This is a genomic window from Nostoc sp. DedQUE09 (genome assembly GCF_034530915.1).
Lineage (GTDB): Bacteria > Cyanobacteriota > Cyanobacteriia > Cyanobacteriales > Nostocaceae > Nostoc.
On record NZ_JAVRCE010000018.1, the window covers coordinates 1 to 24,065 of the forward strand.

The 24,065-nt window shown below is 38.3% G+C and carries 19 protein-coding genes and 1 pseudogene; 16 read left to right on the forward strand and 4 right to left on the reverse strand.

The window, feature by feature from the left end:
• Positions 1–123: 123 nt before the first annotated feature.
• The 3 genes from RMY27_RS13930 (at position 124) to RMY27_RS13940 (ending at position 2,402) form a co-directional block, all read left to right on the forward strand.
• Positions 124–735, forward strand: a complete 612-nt coding sequence (locus RMY27_RS13930; protein ID WP_322664080.1) for an ATP-dependent Clp protease proteolytic subunit — start codon at positions 124–126, stop codon at positions 733–735.
• 225 nt (positions 736–960) lie between these two features.
• A complete protein-coding gene (locus RMY27_RS13935; protein WP_322664081.1) occupies positions 961–1,584 on the forward strand; it encodes a J domain-containing protein in 624 nt (207 codons plus the stop codon).
• Between the two features lie 362 nt (positions 1,585–1,946).
• Positions 1,947–2,402, forward strand: coding sequence for a hypothetical protein (locus RMY27_RS13940; protein ID WP_322664084.1), 456 nt, complete (start codon positions 1,947–1,949; stop codon positions 2,400–2,402).
• 125 nt (positions 2,403–2,527) lie between these two features.
• On the opposite strand, the gene RMY27_RS13945 is transcribed toward RMY27_RS13940, so the two are convergent.
• Complete coding sequence (locus tag RMY27_RS13945) at positions 2,528–3,730, reverse strand: PLP-dependent aminotransferase family protein (protein WP_322664086.1); 1,203 nt, start codon at positions 3,728–3,730, stop codon at positions 2,528–2,530.
• A gap of 131 nt (positions 3,731–3,861) precedes the next feature.
• On the opposite strand from RMY27_RS13945, the gene RMY27_RS13950 reads away from it, so the two are divergent.
• The 3 genes from RMY27_RS13950 to RMY27_RS13960 all read left to right on the forward strand — a co-directional run bounded on the left by RMY27_RS13950 (position 3,862) and on the right by RMY27_RS13960 (position 8,460).
• A complete protein-coding gene (locus RMY27_RS13950; protein WP_322664088.1) occupies positions 3,862–4,677 on the forward strand; it encodes a basic amino acid ABC transporter substrate-binding protein in 816 nt (271 codons plus the stop codon).
• Positions 4,678–5,041: 364 nt separating this feature from the next.
• A complete protein-coding gene (locus tag RMY27_RS13955; protein ID WP_322664090.1) occupies positions 5,042–7,027 on the forward strand; it encodes a serine/threonine phosphatase in 1,986 nt (661 codons plus the stop codon).
• Between the two features lie 152 nt (positions 7,028–7,179).
• Positions 7,180–8,460 carry a protein kinase domain-containing protein gene (locus tag RMY27_RS13960; RefSeq protein ID WP_322664092.1) on the forward strand — a complete coding sequence of 427 codons (1,281 nt, stop codon included), beginning with the start codon at positions 7,180–7,182 and terminating at the stop codon, positions 8,458–8,460.
• Between the two features lie 84 nt (positions 8,461–8,544).
• Here the strand turns inward: RMY27_RS13960 and RMY27_RS13965 are convergent, their stop codons facing one another.
• Entirely contained in the window at positions 8,545–8,763 is a 219-nt protein-coding gene (locus RMY27_RS13965; protein WP_012407469.1) for a DUF4327 family protein, read from the reverse strand.
• Between the two features lie 892 nt (positions 8,764–9,655).
• Between RMY27_RS13965 and RMY27_RS13970 the strand changes: the two genes are divergently transcribed.
• From RMY27_RS13970 to RMY27_RS14015, 10 genes and pseudogenes are all read left to right on the forward strand, one after another.
• Positions 9,656–10,060 (forward strand): tetratricopeptide repeat protein, encoded by a 405-nt coding sequence (locus tag RMY27_RS13970; protein ID WP_322664094.1) that lies wholly within the window; start codon positions 9,656–9,658, stop codon positions 10,058–10,060.
• Between the two features lie 39 nt (positions 10,061–10,099).
• The gene (locus tag RMY27_RS13975) at positions 10,100–10,924 is read left to right on the forward strand and encodes a phytanoyl-CoA dioxygenase family protein (protein WP_322664096.1); all 825 of its coding nucleotides are present in this window, start codon (positions 10,100–10,102) and stop codon (positions 10,922–10,924) included.
• 40 nt (positions 10,925–10,964) lie between these two features.
• Positions 10,965–11,708, forward strand: a complete 744-nt coding sequence (locus tag RMY27_RS13980; RefSeq protein ID WP_322664098.1) for a class I SAM-dependent methyltransferase — start codon at positions 10,965–10,967, stop codon at positions 11,706–11,708.
• A 66-nt stretch (positions 11,709–11,774) separates the two neighbouring features.
• Positions 11,775–12,476 (forward strand): WbqC family protein, encoded by a 702-nt coding sequence (locus RMY27_RS13985; protein WP_322664099.1) that lies wholly within the window; start codon positions 11,775–11,777, stop codon positions 12,474–12,476.
• Positions 12,477–12,613: 137 nt separating this feature from the next.
• On the forward strand, positions 12,614–13,585 hold the full coding sequence (locus RMY27_RS13990; protein ID WP_322664101.1) for a hypothetical protein: 972 nt from the start codon (positions 12,614–12,616) through the stop codon (positions 13,583–13,585).
• Between the two features lie 2 nt (positions 13,586–13,587).
• A complete protein-coding gene (locus RMY27_RS13995; protein WP_322664103.1) occupies positions 13,588–14,121 on the forward strand; it encodes a GNAT family protein in 534 nt (177 codons plus the stop codon).
• Positions 14,122–14,826: 705 nt separating this feature from the next.
• Positions 14,827–16,020: an aminotransferase class I/II-fold pyridoxal phosphate-dependent enzyme gene (locus tag RMY27_RS14000; protein WP_322664105.1), complete on the forward strand. Its 1,194-nt coding sequence runs from the start codon at positions 14,827–14,829 to the stop codon at positions 16,018–16,020.
• A gap of 23 nt (positions 16,021–16,043) precedes the next feature.
• Positions 16,044–20,048 carry a glycosyltransferase gene (locus RMY27_RS14005; RefSeq protein WP_322664107.1) on the forward strand — a complete coding sequence of 1,335 codons (4,005 nt, stop codon included), beginning with the start codon at positions 16,044–16,046 and terminating at the stop codon, positions 20,046–20,048.
• Between the two features lie 123 nt (positions 20,049–20,171).
• Positions 20,172–20,542: pseudogene (locus RMY27_RS14010) on the forward strand (type II toxin-antitoxin system RelE/ParE family toxin).
• Complete coding sequence (locus tag RMY27_RS14015; RefSeq protein ID WP_322664111.1) at positions 20,542–20,868, forward strand: helix-turn-helix domain-containing protein; 327 nt, start codon at positions 20,542–20,544, stop codon at positions 20,866–20,868. Before RMY27_RS14010 ends, RMY27_RS14015 begins: the two are co-directional and overlap by 1 nt.
• A gap of 186 nt (positions 20,869–21,054) precedes the next feature.
• Here the strand turns inward: RMY27_RS14015 and RMY27_RS14020 are convergent, their stop codons facing one another.
• Positions 21,055–23,292 (reverse strand): tetratricopeptide repeat protein, encoded by a 2,238-nt coding sequence (locus RMY27_RS14020; RefSeq protein ID WP_322664113.1) that lies wholly within the window; start codon positions 23,290–23,292, stop codon positions 21,055–21,057.
• A 190-nt stretch (positions 23,293–23,482) separates the two neighbouring features.
• A complete protein-coding gene (locus tag RMY27_RS14025) occupies positions 23,483–24,037 on the reverse strand; it encodes a type IV pilin-like G/H family protein (protein WP_322664115.1) in 555 nt (184 codons plus the stop codon).
• Between the last annotated feature and the right edge of the window lie 28 nt (positions 24,038–24,065).

The following is a 24,065-nucleotide window of genomic DNA, read 5'->3' on the forward strand; positions in this document are numbered from 1 at the left end:
GAGTGCTGAGTGCTGAGTGCTGAGTGCTGAGTGCTGAGTGCTGAGTGCTGAGTTATTAAGTTAGGAGTTATCAGTTATTCCTAACTCTCCAACTGCCCCAAATTATTAAAAACGGAGTAAATTATGCCTATAGGCGTTCCTAAAGTTCCTTACCGGATGCCCGGAGGACAATATACAGATTGGATTAGCATCTATGATCGCCTTTACCGGGAACGGATTATATTCTTGGGGCGTGATATTGATGATGAAATTGCCAATCAAATTATCGCTGTAATGCTGTATCTGGATTCAGACGATCCAGGTAAAGATATTTATTTATACATCAATTCCCCCGGTGGGATGGTTACATCTGGCATGGCGATTTTTGACACCATGCAACATATCAAATCAGATGTAGTGACTATTTGCGTGGGTTTAGCTGCTTCAATGGGATCTTTCCTGCTAGCAGCTGGCACCAAAGGCAAACGACTAGCATTGCCTCACTCACGGATTATGATTCACCAGCCTTCAGGTGGCACTCGTGGACAAGCAACCGATATCGAAATTGAAGCTAGAGAGATTCTGCGGATTCGTCACCAGCTCAATGGCATTTATGCCGATAAAACCGGTCAGACCATAGAAAAGATTGAAAAAGATATGGATCGTGACTTTTTCATGTCTGCCGAAGAAGCAAAAGAATACGGTTTAATTGACCGTGTGATTGAAGAACGAACCTCGGTAATAACTGCGGAGTAGAAAGGCGGAGGGGCGGAGGGGCAGAGGGGCAGAGGGGCAGAGGAAGAATTCTAACTCTTAACTCCTAACTCCTAGCTCGCTAATCCCCACTCCCCTTCTTTAAACAAACTGTCAACATTGAACTTTAAAATAGAAAATTAGCCCTTATCATTAATAGTCCGGGCTTGAAGCTGATACTGACAGATAATAGCCAATAGCTAAATATTCGATAGCTGATAGCTCAAGATGGATCTTGGAGATTGCTACCGTTTGCTAGGTTTAAGATCGGGAGCTTCTTTTGCTGATATCAAAGCGTCTTACCGACGACTGGCGCAGCAATATCATCCCGATATCAACCCAGATGACAACAAAGCCAAAGATAAATTTATTGCCTTGACAGAGGCTTACAAACTCCTGCTGACGGTAGTACTACCAGAGGAAATTGGCGTACATTCAAGTCAGGTGTCAACGTCTGGACGTGACGACGCCAAAGCAACGCAGCGGCAGAAAACACCAGTAACAACGGTGCCAAGCCAACAATCAGAGAAACCAAAGCCGCCGAATCTGTTGGAAATAGAAGAACGGCTGAAGTGGAAGACTTATGAGCAATTGCAGCGATTTTTGCAAGAAAGACGATTTCCCCAAGCGATCGCTCTGGCAGAAGCTTTAGCAGATCGTTTGTCAACAGATGCAGAAGTCCGTCAATGGCTAGCGATCGCCTATCAAATTTGGGGACGGGCGCTAATCTCCGAAAAACAACTACTCAAAGCCAGAATTTATCTTAAAAAAGCTTTGAAAACAGACCCTCATAATAAAAGTCTCTGGTATGAAGTCCAGCGTGATTTCCAGCGCTTGGAGCAAATTTTTTAAAGATTCAAAATTAGCCCTTTCAAGCTAGGTAAAATTTTTGGACAATAATTCTTACTTCTGTGTTATCTGCGACTAATGCAGTTAAATAAATTCCGAAAAAATGCTGAGTCACCTTGAAAGGGCTAGTTCTGAGTATAAAACTTTTACCAAAAACCTTGATTTTAGGATTCTATTAGAAAATAAACGCTTCAATTATCACTTTATCTACAGTTGAAAAATACACTCTTATTTTTCTTTGTTCAGAGTGATTAAAGAGGGTTAATTACTTTAGATTTTTGTTACATACTGAGAAATTTTTTTGCCTACTTACTATAAACAGTTAATCTAGTAAATAAATATAAAATTGAATTTGGAAACCACTCATGGGGATCAGAACAATCACCAGGGTTTTCGGTCTATTCATCTCCACATCGCTAGCATTTACGACCGCCGCTCAGGCTGCGCCGTTCAACAGTCCGGGCTATCCAAACTACCCTTATGAAGGTCGCTACCCGGAATCCACGCCCTGCCGCTATAACCTCCAGCAGAGTAAGAGGGCAACCTGGGCTGGAAGCAACATAACCCTGAAGTACTTCTACAGCGGCCAATGCGGTTCATTCGCACGAATCGACAACGCGCCGCCTTACTGCAAAGTCTACCTCGATCGCACCCGGAGCAGTAACCCCAACCCCACCAGTTGGGACTATGTTGGCGAAACCGTCGATCCGGGCATTAACTTTGCCTACACAAAGGTTGGCAATAATCTCAGTGGCCGCCTTTCCCGCGCGGCCTTAGTCTGCGGCGCCGGAACCGTTGTTACCCGCACTAACTGGTACTAAGCGTGATTTTTCACAAGATGTGGAAAAGGGAGAGCGGTTAGCTAATTGCTACGGCTCGTAAGTTGGAAAGTCTGACCGGAGATTTCCTTATATCGGACTTTCCACAAAATCTAAAATTGGTACGATCATCGCTGCCATCCACGTAGCACTGCTCCCAAGGTAGCGATTCCCTCGACAATCTTCTTAGTTGGTTGAAAGCTAAAAGCTAACCTGATGGCATCATCTCCCTGTCCATTGGGGTAACAACGAGTTCCTGGGAAAAAGCTGATGCCATGTTCATTGGCAGCAGTTAGGAGTGCTTCGGCGCTGATATCTGGCGGCAATTTACACCATACAAAAAAGCCACCACTTGGTCGCAAAGCAACTACATCACTGGGAAACTCTTGAGCGATCGCTTCCAACAACAAATTACACTTATGTTTGTAGTAGGCGATTAGCTCCTGAATGTGATAATCTAGTTTGCCTGTAGCACAGTAGCGACCAACCACATGGCTGACAAACGGCCCCACAGTCCCTTCACTTTTGAACATTGCCAACCGCTCAATAATTGCTGGATCGCCACAAGCCCAGCCTAGCCGGATACCGGGCGCAATGATTTTCGAGAAGGTATTCACGTATAACACCCACCCCTCCTTGTCAAGGCTTGCTAAGGATGGCATAACTTCGCCTTGGAAGCGCAAATCGCTGTAGGCATCATCTTCTACCACCAACACGCCATACTCAGCCGCTAATGCTACCAGTTTTTGGCGACGAGATAGGGGCATAGTAGTGCCTGTGGGATTATGAAAAGTAGGAATAGTGTAAATAAAACGGGGTCGAATACCCTGTTTTTTGAGGTCGCTTAAAGTTTCTTCTAACGCATCTACATTCATTCCCATTTCATCTACAGGAATGGTAATCAGGCGGGCGCCAGCCTGGACAAATCTACTAACTACTCCCAAAAAAGTTGGCCCTTCCACAATTACCACATCACCAGGTTCGAGAAACACATCTGGTAGCAAGCCCAAAATCTGACCGGAACCGTAGCCAATAATCACGCGATCGCGATCGGCAGGAATTCCTTGAGCTTGCAAGCGGAGGATTATTTGTTCATAAAGTTGGGCTGAGGGTGGCCCGTAATTGAGAGCGATCGGAGCTTCTTCTGCCAGTACAGCTGCACTTGCAGCAGACAAGTCAGCATGGGGAAAGAGAATTGGATCAGCCAGACCATAGGCAAAGCTGACGGTAATGATTTTGGTTAACTCAGTGCCGTAAGTTGGTGGTGTCAGATTTCTAGCTCTTTCGGCAAACAAATCAGTAATTTGATAAGCAGAAGTAGTAGGAGCCATAAGCAATTCAAAATTGGGAGTCAGAATATAGAAGACACACAAAGGCAATTAGCGAAAACTTCTACGTATGTATTCTTTCTTATAACATCATGACAAGTATCGTAAATATTGCTTGCTAGTACGAAATTACTATGGCAAAATTAACTAACTTCAAGTGGCAGCAGCTAATTCTAAGTTTAGGCTGCCTACTACTGATTATTGCCTGTCAGAGTTTATATCCCACTACTAACCCAGACACTAAACTTCTCAAGGTGGCCACAGACCCCACCTTTGTCCCTTTTGAATTTCAAACAGCTGACGGTAAGTTAGCAGGTTTTGATATTGATTTGATGAATGCGTTGGCGTCGCCCGCCGCAGGCATCCCTAAAGTAGCAAGTTTTGCAGTCCAGTTTGAAAGTCTGCCCTTTGATGGCATGATTTCGACCTTGCAAGCTAAAAGAGTTGATGCAGCAATTAGTGGAATCACAATTACCGCCGAACGCCTGAAAACAATTGCTTTTTCACGACCTTATTTTAAAGCCGGACTTGCGATCGCTGTCCGCGAAGACAATCAAAATATTAAAGACTTCAATAGTCTCAAAGGCAAAAAAATTGCTGTCCAAATTGGTTCCACTGGGGCAGATTTTGCCAAAACCATCCCCAACGCCAAAATTAGTACTTTTAATTCTGGCCCAGAATTTTTCCAAGACTTACTCAATGGCAACGTTGATGCTGTGGTTAGCGATGCTTTCGCTACTTTGTATGCGATTAAAAATGGCAAACTCAAAGGCATCAAAGTTGTTGCGGATTTGCTTACCCAAGAATACTACGGGATTGCTATGCCCAAGGATTCACCCCATTTGGATGCAATTAACAAAGGTATAGCAACTTTGTTATCCAATGGCACTTACAAGCAAATTTATCAAAAATGGTTTGACGCTGAACCTCCACAATTGCCAGACTCTTGATAATTGGGCATTGGGCATTGGGCATTGGGCACAAGAGGCAGAGGTGCAGAGGGGAAAAATTAAAATTTACTGCAACTCTCTCCTCTGCTCCCCTGCTCCTCTGCTCCTCTGCTCCCCTGCTCCCCTGCTCCCCTGCTCCCCTGCTTCTTCCTCATCCCCGTCATCTTCTCGCCCCATTCCCCATTTCTAAGGAATTAGCTGCCAATATATGAAATATTTATCTAATATGCGTCACAATTAATACTGCCACCAAAATTCATTGATAAACTACAATCTACCGTAGTCAGGGACAGCCAATTGTGGCACCTTGGATTTTAGTAGCTAGAAGCACCTTGGAACGAATGGGAATAAAGGAACTTCCACTATGCTGATTTGCCCTCAGTGTAAATTTGAAAACCCCAATAGCAATAAATTCTGTCAAAACTGTGGCACGTCCCTGACTCACAAGGTCTGTCCCGAATGCAGTACCGATGATGTACCTGTGAATGCACTACGATGTCATAACTGTGACACAGAATGTGGAACAGTGTTTTGGGCAATTATTGCTAAAGAAACAACTAGGGAAGCTTTGAAAGGAGAAGGGGATGTAAGAGATGTGGGAGGTGAGGGAGATGAACAAGCAATAGCCTCCTCATTTCCTATTTCTCAGATGACATTAGGCTCCTATTTAGACTCCCAAGAGCGCTATCAATTATTAGATGCGCTACCTGCTCAAACGGAAACTGCCTTTATTACTGATGTAGGTGTGAGAGTTCTAGACTGTCAGCCGTATCAAATATCACCGATTGAGGCAATCCTAGAAAGTCAGGAATCAGATTTGCTAACGCCATCAGTGGAGGCGAGTGAAATTCCTCGCCTTGCTAAACTTTATATTGCTTTACAATCCCAAGGTGAGCGGGGGATACCGTCGATTCACGACGCATGGCAGCAAGGTGATATACAGGTATTAATAATCGAAAACCGCTCGGATTGGCAGTATTTACTCGACCTGTGGCAAGAAGAAACAACTAGTTCGTTAAAAATTTTACACTGGTGTTATGAAATGACCCAACTTTGGGCAGTATTGGAACCAGTAAATTGTCGTCAAAGCCTTTTAGATTTGTCGAATTTGCGATTGGATGAAGACCAAACGTTGGCACTACAAAGGTTGTATGTGGAATTATCGAATTCTCAGCCTGTCAGGGAGTCGTCAGAAGATGCCCAAAGCCAAACATCTACTATTCCAGAGGAGCCGTTAACGATCCAAGCTTTGGGAAGGGTTTGGCAAGCACTATTTAGACAGTCGCAACGGACTCAATTTGGCTCCGTAGTTCAGATGTTGGGGGATTTAGAGGTAGGTAAGATTCAGACGATCGCCCAATTGCGATCGCGTTTGGAGGAAATCTCTATTGAACTAGAAGCACTAGGAACCGCAACTTTGCCCCCAATAAAGGAGAAAAATACTGCTGTGTCCACTACCCCGCAATCAGATGAGTTAGAAGATATCATTAGCAAAACTGATGATATGCCAACTGTGGTGCTGGCGATGCAGTTAAGTAGCTTAGAAGATGCAGGACGCACAGATGTGGGGCGTCAACGTCATCATAACGAAGACTACTTTGGCATTGAAACCAAAATTAATAAACTGGAGTTACCCAAAAGTCAAGTTTTAGAAGGGCATGGTTTGTATATTCTTTGTGATGGTATGGGTGGACACGCTGGCGGCGAGATAGCCAGCGAGTTAGCAGTCAACACCCTACGGCAATACTTTCAAGAACACTGGATTGGCAACCAGATGCCAACAGAAGATAGCATTCGTGAGGCAGTATATTTGGCTAATGAAGCGATTTACAAGCTCAATCAACAAGATGCCCGTTCTGGAGTTGGACGTATGGGTACAACTTTAGTAATGCTTTTAATTCAAGATACTCAAGCAGCAGTAGCTCATGTGGGAGATAGCCGTCTCTATCGCCTGACGCGCAAGCAGGGACTACAACAAGTCACAGTAGATCACGAAGTTGGGCAACGAGAGATTAACCGAGGAGTAGAAGCAAGCATAGCTTACGCCCGCCCAGATGCTTACCAACTTACCCAAGCCTTGGGGCCTCGTGATGAAAACTCGATTAATCCCGACGTAGCCTTTTTCGACATCAACGAAGATACTCTTCTGCTGTTGGCATCGGACGGTTTATCAGACAATGATTTACTAGAAACCCATTGGCAGGCCCACTTAGAACCCTTACTTAGTTCTGGTGCTAACTTAGAACGGGGTGTTACAGATTTAATTGATTTGGCAAATCAACACAACGGTCACGACAATATTACTGGTATACTTATTCGGGCAAAAGTACGCCCAAATCTGGAAAGTTAATCATAAATGGGCATAGGGAATGGGGCATGGGAAGATGAGAGGGAGATGAGGGGACAAGGAGATAAACAAAACTCCTAACTCCTAACTCAGCACTCAGCACTCAGCACTCAGCACTCCTTAATGCCTAATCCATTTACCTTGTAGGTTGTATTGTGGTTAGTCTGACCCTGTTAGAACCGCAACAGAAAACGCCCCTCCAGCAGTGGTGCTTTGAGAACTCCTCCATAATTCGGATTGGTCGAGCGGCAGATAATCACGTTGTTTTAACTGATAGTTTAGTTTCGCGGCATCATCTAGAACTAAGAAAAGTCGGTGACGCTAGCAATGGCGATGCTTGGCAGCTGATTAGTCAAGGTACAAATGGGACTTTTCTCAACGGTATCCTTGTACTTCAGAGTCCGTTACCAGATAATTCCCTTTTGCAATTGGCACAGGGAGGTCCAATACTGCAATTCCAAATTCAAGAGGTAACAGTACTGGAAACTGGTTTGCGATCGCAACAACAAGGCAGAGAAGAAAACGCGGCCGAGACACTTTACTCGGCAAAAAAACCGGCAAATTCATTCTCCACTTGTACGCACGAAGGCAATTCCCCAAACAATCTATTTTGCATCCACTGTGGTCAACCTCTCTCAGTCCAACAGAGAATTCGCCATTATCAGGTGTTGCGAACTCTCGGACAAGGAGGTATGGGTACTACCTATCTGGCTTGGGATGAGGCTGGTCTGATTGCGGGTGTGCCACAACTGCTGGTGTTGAAGCAAATGAATGCTGATATGCTAAAAATTGTCAAAGCTCAAGAGTTATTTGAGCGAGAGGCGCACACTCTCAAATCCCTTAACCATCCTGGAATTCCTAAGTATTATGATTTCTTTGTAGAAGGCGGAAAAAAATACTTGGCAATGGAACTAATCCACGGACAAGATTTGGAGAAACGTGTCTATACCACTGGCCCAGTAACACCAAACCAAGCGATCGCTTGGATGATCCAAACCTGTGATATTTTAGAGTATCTTCATAGCCAAGAGCCTCCACTGATTCACCGCGATATCAAACCCGCCAATTTAATGGTGCGAAGTTCAGGAAATCGTATAGTGGTGCTAGATTTTGGCGCAGTTAAAGAAATTGGCACAGCGCCTGGTACTCGAATTGGTGCAGAAGGTTACTGCGCTCCTGAACAAGAACGAGGACAACCTTTAACTCAATCTGATTTGTACGCAATTGGCCCAACGCTGATTTTTCTGCTCACAGGCGAAAACCCGTTCAAGTATTACCGCCAACGAGGGCGAAACTTCAGGTTTGATGTGGCAAAAGTTCCCACCATTAGTTCCCAATTAAGAGATGTTATCGATCGCGTTACAGAACCATTGCCACGCGATCGCTATCAAACTGCAAAGGAATTAGCTGCGGCTTTAGCTGTCTGTAAAATTTAGAGAGTCGGGAGTGTCGAGAGACGCGATTAATCCCGTCAAGGGAGTGGGGAATTTTAAAAATTTCTATCCCCTATTCCCTATTCCCTACTCTTCATCCCAAGTTTCTACAGCTAGCAATTCACTAACTGGGTCTTGCATACTAAAGCCAAAGTCAAGCAGTTCTTGTTTCCAGTGCTGCCATTCATTACCATAGAGCAGAGCGATTTTCCAGATGCTATCGCTTGGCTTGATAATATTCGATTCTATGAGTGATTGCACATTGCGCTGCAATTTCACCATTGGGTGAATCACTTGCTGAGTCATAACCTCGATTGAATTCTGATTTTGTGGGTAAATGCTTAATTAAAACTGCTTTCCATTCTGCAATTGTTGCTGGCCCGTAGAGTGGTTTAATTTGGTAAAGCTAGTCTTAACTTTTTAACTATACCATAATAAACTCTACTAAGTTACTGATAAATTCGGTTTTGTACGGTAATTACCACCAGAAAATCCCAATTTTACCAGGCGATCCTTAAACTTTTTGCAGAAGCCAGACAAAAGTTTTGGGAGAAGAAGTAAGGAATGTTTATCTTTCCCCTTTTTCCTTTAAACTTTGCCCCTTTTGTTTTTCCCCTTTACCTCTACCTTTTTTCTGCAAGAGTGCAACACTACCTTTCGTAAGATATGTATTGTGGACGCTAACCAGAATAATTACTCCTCAAGGAAGTTCCACGAAGTAGCGTGACTGAGGACTACTGGAAAAATTCTGTTTGTTTAAATTAGGAAAAATATGCTTGCTTGTTGCAGTAGCTATAGAAGAAGAGCTAGTTTGAAAGTTTTTGACTGACAGGGAAATTTGCGATTGAGTAGAAATGTCTACTCTTTCTGTTAATTTAAATGTTATTTAGATTATCGCAAACATCTGGCTTTAGGCGAAATAATTGCAAATCTTTATATAATTTTAATATTTTGCTCAAAAAATAAGACCTGTTAGGGCGCAGGGTAGGGTTTTGCTTTGAGGTATAGGAGCAATCGCATGGCAAAATTGTCGGTGCAGCATGGGTTTAGCATAAAATTCCCTTGTCTTCATAGTCAGTATTTGAAGTTTGTGTGAAAAATTTTTAGCGAAGATGTTAGTTTCTGTTGAACAGATGGGTATCCTCAGAACGGGAGGCTTGCTGATACCTAAGTATTTACCGCAGCAAGTATGTCAGGCATGGCTGGTTCAGACGAAGAATACCTAATTACCCGCAAAAAACAGATTCAGCGGCGACAAAAGATTGTCACGATAGTGTCGATGTTCTCGTTTTTTGGTTCTACGGCATTTGCAGTTATTCCGGCAATCCAACAGGCTACTCAACCTAAGCCAGCAACTGCGTCTGCTTCTCCTGAGTCAAGATTACAGCAACAGGCGCGCGGGTACGAGTTGGTTTTACAACGGGAACCAGAAAACCAACTTGCTTTAGAAAAACTGTCTTTGCTGCGGTTGCAATTAAAGGATGCTAAAGGTGCAATGGAACCTTTAGAGAAGCTATTAAAGTTGCACCCCGAACGGCAAGATTACAAAGTTGTATTAGAGAAGATTAAGAAGCAAGAGGCTGAGGGTGTCTCGGCTCAGTAAAAACGGGGTGCATTGGTTAACCTCTAGAGGTAGTATGATATGTCTTCCCACTCTCCAAATGAGTATGCTAATAATGAAACTTATCTTTCTTCATCTCTATTAGTAAGAAAAGAGCTTGAAAAGCAAGGATGGGTATTATTTGAGAATATTGTTGATGAGCAATTAGTTGAAAGGTTAAGGCTAGACCTCGAGAAAGCAAATGCAATAGCTCGTCAGATTCAAATCAAGAATGGTGTAGCACAAAATACTGATGGGACGATTAATCACCTCTTGGGATTGGGTGACAGCTTTATGGAATTTTTAGAAAGAATGTATTTGAAAAAAACCATAACACATTACTTTAATGGCAATTACATTTTGAATATTTTCGGTGGTGTAAATAATCTTAAGGATCGTCCTTCTTATCTTTTAAATATTCATCGAGATGTTCGCAGTTTTACAAGAAACCTAAAATTGATGCTTCAGATGATTGTCATGCTAGATGATTTCACACTAGAAAATGGTGCAACATATTTTATGAATGGAGGACATTATTTAGCTGACCGTCCATCGGAAAAATCATTCTACGAAAATTCCAGTCGGGCTGTTGGAAAAAGTGGTAGTATCGTTCTTTTTGATGCGAACCTTTGGCACGCGGCAGGAACCAATCAGACGGATAGCCCCAGACGCGCACTTACACTGTGTTTTACTAAGCCTTTTGTCAAACAACAGTTAGATTTACCTCGATATTTTGGATATGACTATGCAACCCATTTATCGGAAGAAATGAAGCAGATACTTGGATATAATGCCCTAGTCCCAACAAATTTGGAAGAATGGTATCAACCCCCGGAAAAGAGATTTTACAAGCCAGGACAAGGTTAATTGATTAATACATGATAACCCATATAAAGAGAGACTTACTATGAGAGATTATAACAAAGAATCTTCAACCTTTAATACTAATGACCCCGACAAAAAGTATGAGTATAACTTTGACAAACTCCTAAGACGCTATATGCTGCGTTCTTTTCTACCATTTTTGTCATCAGGCAAGGCATTAGAGTTAGGTTGCTTTAAAGGAGAATTTACTGAGATGCTAATCGATCACTTTACAGATATCACCGTTGTTGAGGCTGCTGACACGTTAGTAGAATATGTAAAAAATCGTGTGGGATATAGGGTTAAATTTATTAACTCAGTCTTTGAAACAGTAGAATTACAAGACAAGTACGATACTATTTTTCTAATTCATACGCTTGAACATTTAGATGATCCGGTCTTCATTCTACGTAAAATTAATTCATGGTTATCAGACCAAGGACTACTTTTCTTAGCTGTCCCCAATGCGAATGCTCCATCTCGGCAAATTGCCGTTAAGATGGGTCTTATTTCTCACAATACGGCAGTTACTGAAGCAGAGTTTGCTCATGGACATCGAAAAACTTACGCTTTTGATAGCTTAGAAAAAGATACTATTGATGCTGGTCTTAATATTGTTCATCGAGGCGGTATATTTTTCAAAGCATTAGCTAACTTTCAATTTGACAAATTATTAAGTACTGACATAATTTCAGACTCATATCTCGAAGCTTGTTACAAATTAGGAATGCAATACCCTGATCTCTGCGCTAGTATTTTTATGGTTTGCGAAAAAGGTCGTATCTAATAGGTTACATATTTTATCAGCAAGGTCTATTTTTTATGCTTCACTAGTCTAAACGAAGGTCTATTTATGAAAATTACTATAATGCAGCCGTACTTATTTCCGTATCTAGGTTATTTTCAGCTTATAAATATAGCAGACAAATTTGTAATTTATGATGATGTACAGTACATAAAAGGAGGCTGGATCAACAGAAATCGAATTTTATTAAATAGAGAAGCTTACCTATTTACATTGAGCATAAAAAATGATTCTACTTTCTTGAATATCAATCAGAGGTTTTTTGCAGAAAATTTTTATCAAGAAAGAAAAAAGTTATTAAATATAGTGGAGTTGTCTTATAAAAAAGCGCCTTATTACTCAAACATTAAAAAACTATTAGATCGTATTTTATCTGTAGATGAAATGAATATCTCACAAATGATAACATATAGCCTAAAACTCATTTGTGATTATTTAGATATGGGTACACAAGTTTATTTTTCCTCGCAACTTAATAAAGACAATACCTTGAAAGGAGAAGAAAGGGTTATCAGTATAAACAAGTGTTTAGGGTCTGACCATTATATAAATTCAATTGGAGGAGAGAAATTGTATTCAAGAGAGGTTTTTAAAAAAAATAATATCAAATTGTCATTTCTTAAACCAAGATTTATTGAATATAATCAATTTGGTAATCAGTTTGTTCCATGTCTTTCAATCATTGATGTTCTAATGTTTAATAACAAAGAAGAAATTCAAAAAATGTTAAATGAATATGATTTAATATGAACGCAAAAATATTTAGATTTTTTATTATAAATAGGAAAAACAAGTTATTAAATATATATTTAATTGAATAGATAGCAAGCATAAGACTCATACCTATTCAGATAAATATAAACTTATATGAGGTTTTAAAGATTGAGATGAAGTCTAGAGTAAAACCAATTGGAGGTTTTTTTGAGTTAGAAATCCAAAATAAGGATTGCAGCTATCATTCTAATGCAATTGCTCTTAGTAATGGAAGAGCTTGCCTAAATCTTATTCTTAAAAATATTCAAGCCCAGAGAATATGGATACCTTTTTTCACCTGTAATGCATTGTTGAAGCCGATTCAAACAAATCAAACTCCCTATAGCTTTTACTCAATTAATATAAATTTAGAACCGACTGAAGATGTGAAATTAAAAAAAAACGAGTATTTGATTTATATCAATTATTTTGGACTAAAGGGCAAATTTATTGAAGCCTTAATTAATCGGTATAATGATCAAATTATCATTGATAATACTCAAGCATTCTTTGATAGAGAAAATAGTAAAACTTGGTCTTTTAATTCGGCAAGAAAGTTTTTTGGTGTGCCAGATGGGGCATATCTTTATACTCCTTATGATATTCCTATTGACTATGAAAGGAATACTGATTTGAGTTGTAATCATTTATTAAATCGTTTATTGGGTAAGCAAAAACAAGCATATCAAGAATTTATAGACTATGAGAAAGGCTTGGATGATAAAATTAAAAAGATATCACTGATTTCTGAATATTTACTTGCTAATATTGATTATCTAAATGTTGCTCAAAAGCGTCGATATCACTTCAATTATTATCATTCATTCTTTAAAGAAATTAATCAATTTAATTTGCCTTTAACAACTAATGCTATTCCTTACTATTATCCTCTTTACGTCAAAAATCGAATAGATAAAAACCTATTATATGATCAAAATATTTTTATTCCAATATTATGGAAAGATACAATACACAGAGGATTAGAAGGATTTAATTTTGAACAAGATTTAACCCAGAAATTACTTGCACTTCCAATAGATCATAGATATAAGATTGATGATCTAGATTATGTGATTAAATCAATAAAAGAACTATTAAGGAACTAAGAATGTTCACATTAAGAGAGATTTCTAAAAATGATCTAAAAATAATTAATGCATGGAGAAACGATTATGATATTATCAGCTTGCTTGGGTGTAATTTTCTTTATATTTCTGAAGAGATAGATGAAAGTTGGTATCAAAACTATCTTAATAATAGAGACAAAAACGTTAGACTTTCTATTATTGAATCAGACAATAATCATATTATTGGCAATGTTTATTTAACAAATATTCAATCGATTAATCATTCTGCGGAATTTTCAATTGTTATCAGTAATAAGAATTACTGGTCTAGAGGTATTGGAGAAGCAGTATGCCGAGAAGTTATTAAGCACGCTTTTATTGACTTGAACCTTAACCGTATTTATCTCTATGTTCTTGAGCAAAATACTAGAGCTATTAGAATGTATGAAAAAGTTGGTTTTTTTGTAGAAGGAAAGTTGGAAGAGGCAGTTTATAAAAATGGCAGCTACCATAACACTTTTGTGATGGCGATTCTTAGAAAGAACTACAATAAAGATAATAAAAATACAGTATAAAATCTTACTTTAACAATTGCAAATATTGCTATAGAACTACTGTATGATTTTTGAACAAGATTAAATATAAAGGTTCTTTAGTAGGTGTTATGCTGAAATTTTAATTAAACCCCAAAATTTTCCCTTAAAATCAAGGCTTACAGGCGATTATAACCTCAATTTCAGTACTAATACTCAAATGGTAATCATAATGCCTGTTATTATTGCCCAATAAGGGGTTCAAATTTATTTGCAGAAATTTTTAGCATAACAGGTACGAAAAAGCCAAGATAAAATACTTATAAAAAACTGGCTTTTCAGTCTCAGGATATTTTCAAAAATAAAATCGGAATCTTATATATCTGCATTTTAGTAATTTAACAGCAAAATAAATAGATAAGCTGTAGTGCATCTAAATTGTAGTTTTTTCACCCTAAAGAAAGCATTGATATGAGTCTTTTAGAGTGAAAAATTAAATGTATATCAGTTTAGTATAAATGTGTCAAATAATAAAATAAATCAATTTTGAAATGAGAGTTTTTGGAAAGTTTTGGGTAATATAACAACTAGGAGAACTGCTATTTTGACTATGATATTTTTGGAGAGATGGTAAGTTGAATAATGAGTATTTACTTATTAAAACTGAGTCAATCTGAAACATTAAAGTGTAAGTTAATGCCAGATCGCCATCCTGTAATAGTATCAAAATTAACTGAATAAAAGAAAATGAATCAAGTTAAACAAAATTTCAGCGATTTAGCTATTGTTCGTGGTACACCAGCATTTCCTGAAAAATTATATGTTGGTCGTCCTAATATTGGAAACCGTGAACACTTATTGGAGCGTATCAATGACATATTAGATAGAAAATGGCTAACTAATAATGGTATCTATGTACAGGAATTTGAGCAGTGCATTGCTGACTTTGTTGGAGTAAAGCATTGTATTGCTACTTGTAATGCAACAGTGGCATTAGAAATAGCCATTCGCGCCGTTGGGTTAAAAGGTGAAGTTATTGTTCCTTCTTTCACCTTTATTGCTACTCCACACGCGCTACAATGGCAAGAAATTACACCTGTTTTTTGTGATATTGATCCTCACACCCATAATATAGATCCAAACAAAATAGTTCAAAGTATCACTCCGCGCACTACTGGTATTCTTGGTGTTCATTTGTGGGGTCGTTCTTGCAATGTAGAAGCTTTAAGTGAAATTGCTCATACTTATAATTTAAAATTAATGTTTGATGCAGCTCATGCTTTCGGCTGTTCACATCAAGGACGTATGATTGGCAGCTTTGGAGATGCCGAAGTTTTTAGCTTCCATGCTACTAAGTTTTTGAACACATTTGAGGGTGGAGCAATTGTTACAAACAGTGATGAACTAGCAGAAAAAATTCGCTTGATGACAAATTTTGGTTTTGCTGGTATGGATAAAGTTATCTATATTGGTACAAATGGTAAGATGACTGAAGTATCAGCAGCAATGGGATTAACTTCTTTAGAAAGTATTGATGACTTTATTGAAATTAACTATCGTAACTACAAATGGTATCAACAAGAGCTTGCTGATATTCCAGGTATTTATTTATTGAATTATAATGAAAATGAAAAATGTAACTATCAATATATCGTTTTAGAGATTGAAGAATCTGAAACTCAAATAAGCAGAGATAAATTGCTTGAAATTCTTCATGCCGAGAATGTGATAGCTCGACGCTATTTTTATCCTGGTTGTCATCGTATGGAACCTTATAATTCATATTTCCCCTATGCAAGATTGCTATTATCTGAAACTGAAAGATTATCTGATAAAGTTTTACTTTTGCCTACAGGAAATTCAAGTAATAAAGAGCAAATTCGGATAATAGCTCAAATTATTAGGATTGCTATCATAGAAGCTAAAAACATTTTTCCGTAAGTAAATCTATAAAAACTAATATCATGAATCAGAATACTAAAAAATCTCAGTTCAACTTTGTGATATTTTCTCTACCGTTCCAAGCTCATATTGGTGGAGCTATTGCTCTTTACAATCTTGCTAAAATTATTGATGAAGCTGGTTTACCATGTAAAATATTTGACATGAATGGGCTAAAACTACCTAATAGTATATTTGAGAATTATGCAACAGAAGCTGATCTTAATGAAAATACAATTGTTGTATATCCAGAAATTATACTTGGTAATCCTTTAAACGCAAAGTATGTAGTTAGATGGATTCTTTGCGAACTTGGTATTCATTGTCCTTCTGATATATATACTACATGGGGAAAAGACGATTTTGTTTATCATTATTGTACATATAATCCTCAAAAAGATGTAAGACATTACAATCTTCTTTCTCCTTTATACACAAGTCCAGCATTAAAAAATCATGGGAAATCAAGAGATGGATATTGTCATATTATAAGAAAAGGCCATAAATTTCACAAGCCATTAAAATACATTCATCCATCTAATTCCCTCTTTTTGGATGATAATTTATCTCAAGAAATTCTGATCGAAATATTTAATAGAAAAGAATATCTTATTTCTTATGATCCATATTCATATATTTGCGTAATGGCAGCTTTATGTGGATGTATTCCTATCATAGTGCCGATTACAGGGACCACAAAAGAGGAATGGTTTAAAAGTTTATCTACTTCAGTAATTTTAGAACAATCTGGACAATGTGAACTTAAAGGAATTGCCTATGGATTTGAAGAAGTAGAATATGCAAGAAATACATTGGAAAAAGTACGATGTCAACAAGAAATCCAGATTAAATATGGTAAAGAATCTGTTCGTCGTTTTATAAATGATATGACTAGCATATTTTCGGACAGTTTGGAATTGGATACAATATCGCCTAAAAACAAGAATATCTTACACGTTAAAGATGTATTTATAAGTAGTCAGTCTCAAGAGAATACTCAAATAAAACCAAAACATAAACGAATACAGCATGATTCAAAACACTTAGTTAGTATCTGTATTCCTACTTATAATGGTGAAAATTTTATTATAGAAGCTATTAATAGTGTTTTAAAACAAACTTATCAAAATGTAGAAATTATCATATCTGATGATAATTCTTGTGACGATACTGTTAGTATTGCTAATTCATTCAAACAAGAAGCATCTTTTGAATTCTCAATTTTTGAACATAGCCAATATGGACTAGCTCAAAATTGGAACTTTTGTATTTCTCAAGCTAAAGGTAAATATATAAAGTTTTTATTTCAAGATGATTTATTAGAGCCAACTGCTATTGAAGAGATGGTGAATTTGGCTGAACAAGATGAAGAGATAGGTTTGGTTTTTTCGCCGCGAACACTCTTCACTAATATTGGTCATATCGGTTATGATTCAAACTTTTTAATGCATCACGAAGCTAAAGATATACATAAAGCTTGGTCAAGATTAAAAACAATTCAATCAGGACAGCAACTTTTGCTAGATCCACATATACTTGACAATCCAATCAATAAAATTGGAGAGCCAAGCACAGTCATGGTTAGAAAAGATGTTTTTGAAAAAGTAGGATTATTTAATTCTGAATTTTGTCAACTTGTAGATTTGGAAATGTGGCTCAGAATTATGAGCCAATACAAAGTTGGTTTTGTTGACAAAATTTTATCTCATTTTAGAATACATCCACAACAACAAACTCGTCGAAACGTTGCTTTAAAAGATACTATTTTATTAGATTACCAAAAATTATTTCAGAGAATTTATAGTGATACACGGTATCCTCAAGCAACAAGACAACAAGCTCTTTATAGATATGCAGCTTTGAGTGGCCAGAATATTGAATTATGTCAATTACGAAAACAAATAGCAGAAGAATGGTTAAATATTTCAGAGGAACAAATAAAAGATAAGTACGTAAGTCTGCTAGGTAAAACATATCAGATGTTACTGAATAGTGGCATTAAATATGAAAGCCTAACTGATGAGGAAGAAATTTTTGCTAATGATATAGTTAAAAATATATCTCAAGGTTTTGAGCAGCCAAAAGCAATTCAGTATTTACTAGCAGCTATGCTGTATCGCCGTGCTGATCAGTTACCATTAAAGCATGACCTCTCTCGCATACCTCGTTGGTTACTTAAAGACTATTTGCAATTCCTATTTTCATCCCCCGTTAACTTTCAAGAGCCGGGTGATGCAGATAATTACTATTACTATATGCAGGGATGGATTAATTACTTACACACATCAATACTAAAAAATCCTGATTCTTCCTTGTGGGATGAAATAATTAATAACTTTACTTCCATTGCTAATTTTATACCCCTATATTTTAATGAGCATAATCTTAAAGATATCTATGTTATACGTGGAGAGATTATAGAGTTTTTACTGAATTTGAAGGGATATCAGGTAGATTACGAGTTTGCTGATAGACCTACAAGTAGGAAAAAAATACGCTTGGGTGTCCTGGCTGCACATTTTCTACCTGGTTCTGAAACATTTGCTTACCTGCCGATTTATGAGTATATCAGTAGAGATTTTGAAGTAATTTTGTACTCTCTTAATCAAACTGGTCATCAACTAGAGCAATATTGCCAAAGCTGTGCTAACTCCTTTAAACTACTGCCACAAGATTTAGTAGAACAGGTAAATATTATTCGTGCTGATGATCTCGATATATTATTTATTGCTACCAATGTGACGGCAGTAACAAATCAAATTTGCTTTTTATCAATGCATCGTTTAGCCAGAATACAAATTACAAGTGGCGGATCTGTGGTAACAACAGGAATGCGGCATATAGATTATTACATTTCTGGTACGCTAACCGATCCATCGCCAACGGCAGAACAGCAATATCAAGAAAAGTTGGTGAAACTTGAAGGGTCTGCTCATTGCTTTAGTTATGGTAATGAGGAAGAAAATGTAACTGTCAAAGTCGATCGAGAAAGTTTGGGTATATCCGAAGAAACAGTTATTTTTATCTCTGGTGCTAACTTCTTTAAAATCATCCCGGAACTAATTGATATTTGGGCAAAAATAATTTCTGGAGTTCCAAACTCCGTTTTAGTACTTTTGCCATTTGGACCAAATTGGTCAAATAGTTATCCTAAGAAAGCTTTTGTAAATCACTTAAATAAAGTATTTTCAAAGCATGGAATACCAGCAGACCAACTAATAGTCTTAGATCCTCAGCCAGTACCAAACCGCCAAGAAGTTAAAGAATACTTCAAAATTGCCGATATTTATTTAGACTCTTTTCCATTTGCTGGAACAACTTCTTTGATAGAACCACTACAGGTTAATTTACCAGTAATTGCTAGGCGGGGAACTAGCTTTCGCTCTGCAATGGGGGCTGCAATGGTTCAAACACTCGATGTACCTGGTTTAGTTGCAGATAGTGAAGAGTCTTATATACAGTTAGCGATCGCACTCGGCAATAACCCTGAATTCCGCCAACAAAAGAGCGCCGAAATCAAGGAAAAAATGCAAGCTAATCCTAGTTTTCTAGATAGTCGCTCTTACTCAGCTAAAATAGGCAGTCTCTTTCAAGAACTATTTAGTAAATATCTTGCAGATACTCTGAGTCAAAATTTCCGCTTAGGAGATAGTAACCTAATTATTTTTCCAGATTGGTTACAGCCAGAAGACCTACTGTATCAAGATTTAGCAAGTGTCATTTCTACTCTCACTACTCACCCAGATAAAAGTAGCTTAACTCTCCTGATAGATACTCACAACATTTCTGAAGAAGAAGCCGATATGCTTTTATCGTCTTTGACCATGAATTTGCTCATGGAAGATGATGTAGATATAACTGAAGGGCCAGAAATTTCTTTGCTAGGGAAGATAAGTGATACACAATGGAAAACTCTTTTGCCCAAAATTCATACTCGAATTACTTTAGCAACAGACAATCAACAGGCGATCGCACAAGCCAAAGCAGAAGCTCTTCCATCCTGCGATGTAGATAGCTTAAGTTTGTAGTAAGCACTTTAGCGTTTAAATTTTTAATTTACCCAATCTTGCCCCTCCCAACTTACCTCGGAGGTTGCGTGGGGGACATTTCATGCTGTGGTCTGACTTGTTTTATAGTAAATTTCATATAAAATGGATGATGACGAGGATATTATAGAAATTCCTTTACGACCTCTGGTTTGGATGGGAGACTCTCTCAAAAATATCCGTTCATTTCCTGAAGAAGTACGTGCATCAGTAGGCTATGCGCTCCAATTGGTGCAAGCAGGAGAAACACCAATGGATGCCAAGCCTTTTAAAGGGGTTGGAAGTGGCGTGTATGAAATTATCAAACGCTACGATACTGATACTTACAGGGCAGTCTATGCAGTAAAGATTGGAGAGAAAATCTATGTCCTGCACGCTTTTCAAAAGAATCAAAGCAGGGTATTAAAACCCCACAGGCTGATGTTGACCTGATTAAACAACGCTATAAGGATGCAGTGACCAGGGAAAAACAATAATGACACAGGAACCCGTTTTTGAAGAAAGCAGTGGCAACGTATTCGCTGACCTCGGTTTGTCGAATGCTTCAGAACTTTTTACGCGGGGCAAGATAGGGATTGAAGTACTCCGCCTCCTCTCTCAACGCAATTTGAAACAGCGTGAAATTAGCGAACTTCTTGGCATTCCCCAACCAGAAGTATCTCATTTGATGAAAGGAGAGTTTCAACGGTTCAGCGAAGGCAAACTCCTCATTTTCCTCAAGCGACTCGATACGGAAATCACCTTGCATCTTCGCCCTCGTCATACGTTGGGCCAATCTGCTGAAACTGTGATATCGCTATAGGGCAAAATTCACCTACGCGGGTTAAAAACCTTACTTTTTCCTTAGTCCACGGAGGTGGACTTTGCTTGTGTAGTGGTAAATCATATATCGCTTTTCATTTGGATGCAATACACTCTAACCTCTCTTTTAAAAGGAGAGAGGCATTTGAATTTTACTCCCCTTCCCTTGTAGGGAAGGGGCTGGGGGTTAGGTCTGTATTCCATGCGATTGAGAACCGCTATAGTTCTGCCACATCTGCTCGTAAGCCTTCTCCATTTCACGGGTAAACTGTTTGCCATTCCACAGGGGTGCTGTTTGCCGCGATGCTTTCAGCTTCAAAGCCACCTGCTGACGTAAAGCCTCATCCTTGCCCAAACGGACACCCCATTCTATATACTCTTCATCAGTCCAGGCAATACCTTCTGTGATACCCGCATTCACCATCATGGTGTAGCTATTACGCGCCGCAAATTGTTCGCCGACTCGCGTCACTAAAGGGATACCCATCCACAATGTTTCTAAGGTTGTTGTCGCTCCGTTGTAAGGAAATGTATCTAATACAATATCAGCAATGCCTAAATTAGCACGATGAACTGACTCTGAAAAAACTTGTGGTAAAAATCGTAACCTAGAACAATCTACACCTTCTTCTTCGGCAATTTGGTAAAAGAAGCGTTTAATTGTTTCCTGTTCAGCAAGTCCCTTAATCAAAAAGTAGCTGTTAGGTACTTCTTTAATAATTTGCATTTGCCACTTTGTCGTTTCTGGATGGCGTTTATATCCTCTTTGGGCGCTGAGATATACAACTGCATCCATAGGAATATCCAAGTCATCGCGGCGGAGAGTTGGTACACCAACTTCAAAACCATCTACTGCTATGTAAGTTTGAGGTAATCGCCAGATTTTCTCTGTATAGTAATTTTGTGCATCATCTGGCAGTACATAAGGATCTGCGATAAAGTAATCAATTGCAGGTATGCCTGATGCATCCCACCCCAGCCAAGTAACTTGAATGGGTGCTGGCTTGAGTGCCATCACTTCACTAGTAACATCTAGAGTGATGCTATCAAGGTCAATTAAAATATCAATTTCATCTTGATATATTTGGTCAGCAATTTCTAGACCATTCATACCTAATTGACGAGCTTTTCCTGCCTGACCTAGATACCACTCTTGGAGATAGTCGTTTACTAATTGGTAGTTAACAAAATAAGTATAAATATCAAATTTATCTCGATTATGATGCTGAAATAGCCAGCGAGCTAGCCAACCAACAGAATGATTTCTTAAAGCGTAAGATACATAACCAATTTTTATTTTTTTTGAATTATTAGTTAAAGAGGGATGATTAACAATTTGGCGAGCGTAGTTTCTTCCTTCTGATTTGGCAAGAGCTTGAAGATCATTATTAAAAATTGCAGCTACTTTATTATGAATAGTTCGGAAATCAGCAGGAGTATCTTTAATGTGAGGTATTGCAAAAGATGGCGTAAGTAAACGTAATATTCTTCCTTTTTCTAAAGCAATTGGTTGAGCTTTAATAAACTGTTGAAACACAGCTTCTAATTCTTTGCAAGTTGTAGATATCTCTTGCCAATATCCCCCTGCTGACATTAGACCCCTTAACAGCAAATGGAGTGCAAAAATTTTATCAGCCAAGCCTTCTGATAAGGAATAACATAACTTAGCTGTCTCTATCCCCTGAGAATAATTTCGAGCATCTTGATAAAAAGTTGCTAGGTGCCGCAAAATTTCTACATTTTCTGGCTCCAATCGTAAATGTAATTTCAGAAGAGATGATGCTAATACAGGCTGTAGTAAAGTATGACCAATTTTCAGAGCAGCCGTAAGCAGTATATCGAAGCATTGATAAATATCAGAAAAGTAAGGTAAACAAGCTTCTGCTAAATCTAAATTTATTGGATGTAAAGGAATAGTACTTAAAACTTCTTGTAAAACTTGTGTTAATAGTTCGGTATTGATATTTGCACTTTGCTTTTCATTTAAGATTTTAATTAATCCACACTCACGCAACTCCTCAATATCTTCAAATTTTTCGAGTTTGAGAGAAAGCAATAAAATTTCGAGTAAATTATTGATATCACTAGGATGAATTGCCCGCATGTGCTGACGAATTAACCAGGCTATGGAGTATTGCCTCAGATTTTCGCGCCTTCCTGCTTCGATTTGCAAAAATTGAAACAGTTCAATCGTCCAAACTTCTAACTGTTCCTCATCTGCCTCTGTCATTGGCAGCATCCAAGTCATTTGAGCTTCTGCTTCTTGTCCTTGCAATAGTAATATCAATCCTAAATGCCAATAATATGAAACAGTATTTGGTTCTATGGCAATTGCTTGCTCATATAATTTTGATGATTGCAGATAGTTTTCTTGAATGAAGTATTCTTTAGCCTGATTTTGCCAATTATATGTATTAGTAATCATTGTGATTGTTGGGGGAAATGTATGGGTAATATATTCTGAATGGCTCACATTATGGAAATAAAGTGGATAGAAAAATCTACCCACTTTGAAAAATGCGTAATTTAGTTAAATACAAACTACATAAAGAATTAGTTTTGCGATGAAGTGGCTTAACCAAACTATATTCTCACGTAGTAAATCATGTTTCTACTTATCTCAAAGGAGTAAAGTTGGTGGGGCAACTAGGTCCGGTTGAACCAGCGGTAACTGCTGCTACATCTGCTCCACTGTTGACTCTTGCTTTATCGGCTTCGCACAAAATAGCTATGGTAGTAGCTTCACTAGTAGCAGCTTGAGTTGCTACACTCACACCACCAACATAAGTTTTGAGGGGTGCAGTAGCAACTACTGTACTTGCTTGGTTGGTTACAAAACTAGCACCACTACCACCACCAGCAATTTGATATATGTAATTTGTGGTTTGTGTTGCAACACCAAGACCTAACTTACCAAAGTCAGCTTGAGCTGCAAATGCGTTCTGTTCTAAGTAAAAAGCTTGCTGGGCACGGTTCATCGAACCTGTATAAGTTTTAGCTTCTGACTGCTTGGCTTTGTTAGCTTGGTTCAAGAAAGAAGGTAGAGCGATCGCAGACAAAATACCGATGATGATAATTACTACTAGTAATTCAATAAGTGTAAAACCCTCATTTTCATTCTTTTTGTTGAGGATGTGTTGGAGAAACTTGGCTTTTAATTCGGTTTTCATAAGTGTTTTCCTGGAGCAGGAAGTGCTT